Origin of the sequence: Streptomyces sp. SM11 (assembly GCF_002910905.1) — a bacterium.
In the GTDB taxonomy this organism is placed as follows: domain Bacteria; phylum Actinomycetota; class Actinomycetes; order Streptomycetales; family Streptomycetaceae; genus Streptomyces.
In genome coordinates, this window is the sequence record NZ_NEUE01000283.1 from 1 (window position 1) to 4,519 (window position 4,519).

The following is a 4,519-nucleotide window of genomic DNA, read 5'->3' on the forward strand; positions in this document are numbered from 1 at the left end:
TGGGGCGTCAATTCCGGCGGGAACATCTACCGTTACACCGGCGACCAGCCCAGCTGACCTCGCCTTCTCACGCGGCGGGGCCCGGCGGCAGTGCTGTCGAGGCTCCGTCGCGCTGTTGGACCTCGCGGGCGAGCGTCCCGCCGAGAGTCTGCTGGGACAGCGGTGGCTCGCGGACCTGTGGACCCGAGTTCCTCGTCGTGCCGGCGTGAGGGTCAGCCCCGCCGCACCCGCCCCGCGATCCGGCGGCCCAGCCGCCCCAGGGCGCTGACACGGTTCCAGTCCCGGAAGGCGTCGGCCCGGCCGCTGCTGCCCGTGCGTCCCACCATCGCCTCGACCTCCGCGACGGCCTCGCCCGACATGCCGCGTACGGCGGGGCGAAGAACGTCGTCGAGGAGGGCGGCGGCCACCGGCGGCCAGGCGCGGCCCGCGTCCTGGGCAGGACGGGGGGCGTCTCGCCCTTGGGGTGGTGGTCCGCACGCAGGCGTCCGTACCGGTCCGGGCACCGTGGCCTCAGTGGGCCGGCCGGTCTCCGGCCCGGGGACGGGCCCGCACGTGCATACGCTCCCCCTGCGGCCCGAAGAGGCTGAGGACCTCGACCGGGCCCTGCCCGGTGGTGCCGAACCAGTGCGGCAGCCGGGTGTCGAACTCGGCTGCCTCGCCCGGCCCCAGTGCCAGGTCATGGTCGGCCAGCAGCAGTCGGAGCGTGCCCGAGAGGACGTACAGCCACTCGTGCCCCTCGTGCTCGCACACCTCGGGTGTGTTCCGCTCCGTCGGCAGCACCATCTTGAACGCCTGGAGCGGACTGGGCCGACGGGTCAGCGGCAGCACCGTGTTGCCGTTGACGCTCCGGGGCGACGGTCTGATCCGGGGGTCTCCCACCTCCGGCGCCCCCACCAGTTCGTCCAGGGGGACCTGGTGGGCCTGGGCGATGGGGAGCAACAGCTCCAGGCTGGGCCGGCGCAGGCCGGATTCCAGCCGGGACAGCGTGCTCTTGGAGATACCGGTCACCTCGGCGAGCGCGGTGAGCGACGCACCGCGCCGCATACGCAGTCGGCGCAGCCGGGGCCCCACCTCGTCGAGGACCTGGGCTATGGCGGGCGATTGCTTCATGCGGCCATTCCATCAAGCCGTTGCGGAAGCGGCAACAAACTTTGCCGCCCGGCAGTGCGTTTCGCAAGCTGTGCCGTGTTGCCCGCGGCAGCCGACGTGGGCGGGACGAACACAACGAGAGGGGCGAACATGTCCGGGAGCGGACCGCGGAACGGGTTCACGCACGAGGACGGCATCGACGTGGTCGTGATCGGGGCCGGCGCCGGGGGCCTCAACGCTGCCCTGGTCCTGGCGCGGGCTCGCCGCCGGGTGGTCGTCGTGGACTCCGGGGCGCCGCGCAACGCCCCCTCGGCGCACCTGCAGGGCTTCCTGTCCCGGGACGGGATGGCGCCCAGTGCGCTCCTGGAGACAGGTCGGGCCGAAGTCGTCGGATACGGCGGGGAGTTCATCACCGGAACGGTCGACGCGGTGGACCGTGGGGGCGAGGACGTCGCGCCACGCTTCACCGTACGGCTGGACGGCGGCGTGGTGCTGACCGCCCGACGTGTGGTGGTGGCCACCGGGCTGCGCGACGAACTCCCCGATATCCCCGGAGTCCGGGAACGGTGGGGCAGGGATCTGCTCCACTGCCCGTACTGCCACGGTTACGAGGTTCGCGACCAGCCGCTCGGTGTGCTCGGGACCACTCCGGGGGCCGTCCGGCACGCGCTCCTGCTGCGCCAGTGGTCCGATGACGTCGTGCTGTTCCGGCACCGGCTGGAGCTGACCGAGGACGAGCGGACGGCCCTGGCCGCCCGGGAGGTGTCCGTCGTCGAAGGGGCGGTCAAGCGGCTCGTGGTGGAGGACGACCGGCTGCGCGGGGTCGAACTGGCCCAAGCCGGTCAGGTGGACCGCAGTGCGGTCTTCGTCGTGCCGCGCATGGTGCCCCGAGACGGGCTGTTGACGGCGCTCGGCTGCGAGCGCGGCGCGGAAGGGCCGGTCGCCACCGACCGCTCCGGCCGCACCAGCGTCCCCGGTGTGTGGGCGGTCGGCAACGTGGTGGATTCCCGCGCCCTGGTGGTCGGTTCGGCCGGCATGGGGTCCGCCGCCGCGTTCGCCCTCAACCACGGACTGGTCGACGAGGACATCGAGCTGGCTGTCCGGGCCGCCGCCCGGACGAGCGCCTGACGTGTCGCGTATCCGCATGTGCACCGGTCGGTTTCGTCCGACACGACCCGAGGAGAGACTTCGATGGATCCTGCCCAGCCGCTGACCGAGCCCGCCCCGCCCCCGAGGGGCACGGCATCCGGTCGGGTGGGCTCCGGTGACGGGGGCCGAGCCTCCGGCCAGGACGCCCGGACCCCGGCTGGACTCGCGTTCGTGATGCTTGCCGTCGTCCAGTCGACACTGATTTTCACCATCACCCTGATCGCGGTGCCGCTGCCCGAGATCGGCCGGGAGTTCGGGCTGGGCACGGCGGACCTGGTGCTGGTCAACGCCGCGTACGGGCTGCCCTACAGCGGTCTGCTGCTTTTCGGCGGCCGACTGGCCGACAGGTTCGGCGGCCGGCCGATGTTCGTGCTGGGGCTCGTCCTGTTCGGCCTGGCGTCCGCGGCGGCCGCCTGGGCACCCTCGTACGAGGCGCTGGTCGCCGTCCGGTTCAGTCAGGGCATCGGCGCCGCGCTCACCGCTCCGGCGGCCCTCGCCGTGCTCCGCGCGGTCTTCCGTGATCCCGCCGCCTTCGGCCGGGCGATGGCGAGCTGGGGAGGCGTCTCCGTCCTGGGCGCCGCCTTCGGCACGCTGGCCTCGGGCACTGTCACCACCTGGCTCTCCTGGCGCTGGATGTTCGCCGTCCCCGTGCTGGTCTCCGCACTGGCGCTCCTGATGGTCCGAAGTCTCCTGCCCACCGAGCCCGCCGACGACTCGGCCGCCCGGCCGGGGCTGGACCCGGTCGGCGCCCTGCTGGCCACGCTCGGCATCTCGGTCGGCAGCTACGGACTGATCCTCAGCGGCGAGCACTCGTGGAGCTCACCGCGCGTCCTCGTTCCGATCGCGGCCGGAGCCGTGCTGATGGTGCTGTTCCTGCTGGTCGAGCGGAGGGTGCGGGATCCGCTGCTGCCGCCCGGCTTCACCGTGGAGCCCCGTCGGCTGGTGGGTCTCGTCGGTATCCTGCTGGCGGCGGCGGGCACCGGGTTGGTGACCTTCCTGCTCTCGCTCTACCTCCAGCAGCAGCGGGACTGGTCCGCCCTGGCCACGACCGGTGCGTTCGTTCCGTTCACCCTCGCGCTGATCGTGGCCAACCGGCTGGCCGGACGGGCGGTCGGCCGGTACGGAGCGGGGGCCGTCACCATCGCCGGACTGGCGACCGGGGCGGTCGGACTGGCACTGCTCACCGGGATCGGCCCCGACACCTCGTTCGCCCTCGGCCTGATGCCCGGCGTCGTCCTGCTGGCCGCCGGCACGTCCTTCGTCTTCTCCGGCTCGGCGGTGCTGACCACCATCGGCGTGCCCGCCCACCGGGCCGGGCTGGCCGGCGGCGTGATGAACACCGCCATGGAGCTGGGGCCCACGGTGGGCCTGGCCGCCCTGATGGCGGTCGCCGCGACCCGGGCCGAGGTGGTCGTCGGCTACGCCTGGGCCTTCGGCGCCGGGGCCGCCGTCTACCTGGCAGCCGCGCTCGCGGCAGCCGCGGTGGTCAGCGGTCGCGGGCGGCGCGGGTAGGGGGGCGACGGGTGCGCAGGGCCCTGGAACCCGGCTTGGCGCGCCTCCTGCCGCGGCTCGGCGCCGGACCGGTCCGGCCCGTCCCCGAAGCCGGCGGTGGGACTCGGCGTGCAGGCGCAGCCGGCCTCATGCCCGACCCCGCGGGGCGACCCTCGTCGCGCACCTCGGCACGTTCCCCGGCCGAGACGTCCCACGCGCGCGACGGAGGCCGACGGCCTTGGTCGGCGCGCAGCATGTGACGTCGCGACATCCGGCGAGAAGAACGGGTCAGACATGGCTGAGTGAAAGCGGATCTCCGGCTCGCCGAAGGCGGTCGACGTTGGGTCCCGGACCAACGTGTGGGGCGTCAATTCCGGCGGGAACATCTACCGTTACACCGGCGACCAGCCCAGCTGACCTCGCCTTCTCACGCGGCGGGGCCCGGCGGCAGTGCTGTCGAGGCTCCGTCGCGCTGTTGGACCTCGCGGGCGAGCGTCCCGCCGAGAGTCTGCTGGGACAGCGGTGGCTCGCGGACCTGTGGACCCGAGTTCCTCGTCGTGCCGGCGTGAGGGTCAGCCCCGCCGCACCCGCCCCGCGATCCGGCGGCCCAGCCGCCCCAGGGCGCTGACACGGTTCCAGTCCCGGAAGGCGTCGGCCCGGCCGCTGCTGCCCGTGCGTCCCACCATCGCCTCGACCTCCGCGACGGCCTCGCCCGACATGCCGCGTACGGCGGGGCGAAGAACGTCGTCGAGGAGGGCGGCGGCCACCGGCGGCCAGGCGCGGCCCGCGT

Annotated in this window: 4 protein-coding genes and 1 pseudogene; 2 read left to right on the forward strand and 3 right to left on the reverse strand. The window is 73.7% G+C overall.

Annotated elements, in window-relative coordinates:
- Nucleotides 1–212: 212 nt before the first annotated feature.
- Nucleotides 213–428, reverse strand: a pseudogene (locus B9S58_RS31115) (GTPase-associated protein 1-related protein); the annotation flags it as partial.
- 82 nt (nt 429–510) lie between these two features.
- Nucleotides 511–1,110: a helix-turn-helix domain-containing protein gene (locus tag B9S58_RS31120; RefSeq protein WP_103535271.1), complete on the reverse strand. Its 600-nt coding sequence runs from the start codon at nt 1,108–1,110 to the stop codon at nt 511–513.
- A 129-nt stretch (nt 1,111–1,239) separates the two neighbouring features.
- Here B9S58_RS31120 and B9S58_RS31125 point away from each other — a divergent pair, with 129 nt between their 5' ends.
- Both B9S58_RS31125 and B9S58_RS31130 read left to right on the forward strand, forming a co-directional pair.
- Nucleotides 1,240–2,217 (forward strand): NAD(P)/FAD-dependent oxidoreductase, encoded by a 978-nt coding sequence (locus B9S58_RS31125; RefSeq protein ID WP_103535272.1) that lies wholly within the window; start codon nt 1,240–1,242, stop codon nt 2,215–2,217.
- Nucleotides 2,218–2,280: 63 nt separating this feature from the next.
- Nucleotides 2,281–3,750 carry an MFS transporter gene (locus B9S58_RS31130; protein ID WP_103535273.1) on the forward strand — a complete coding sequence of 490 codons (1,470 nt, stop codon included), beginning with the start codon at nt 2,281–2,283 and terminating at the stop codon, nt 3,748–3,750.
- Nucleotides 3,751–4,301: 551 nt separating this feature from the next.
- On the opposite strand, the gene B9S58_RS31135 is transcribed toward B9S58_RS31130, so the two are convergent.
- The coding region (locus B9S58_RS31135; protein WP_146063588.1) for a GTPase-associated protein 1-related protein at nt 4,302–4,519 on the reverse strand (218 nt) is incomplete at its 5' end.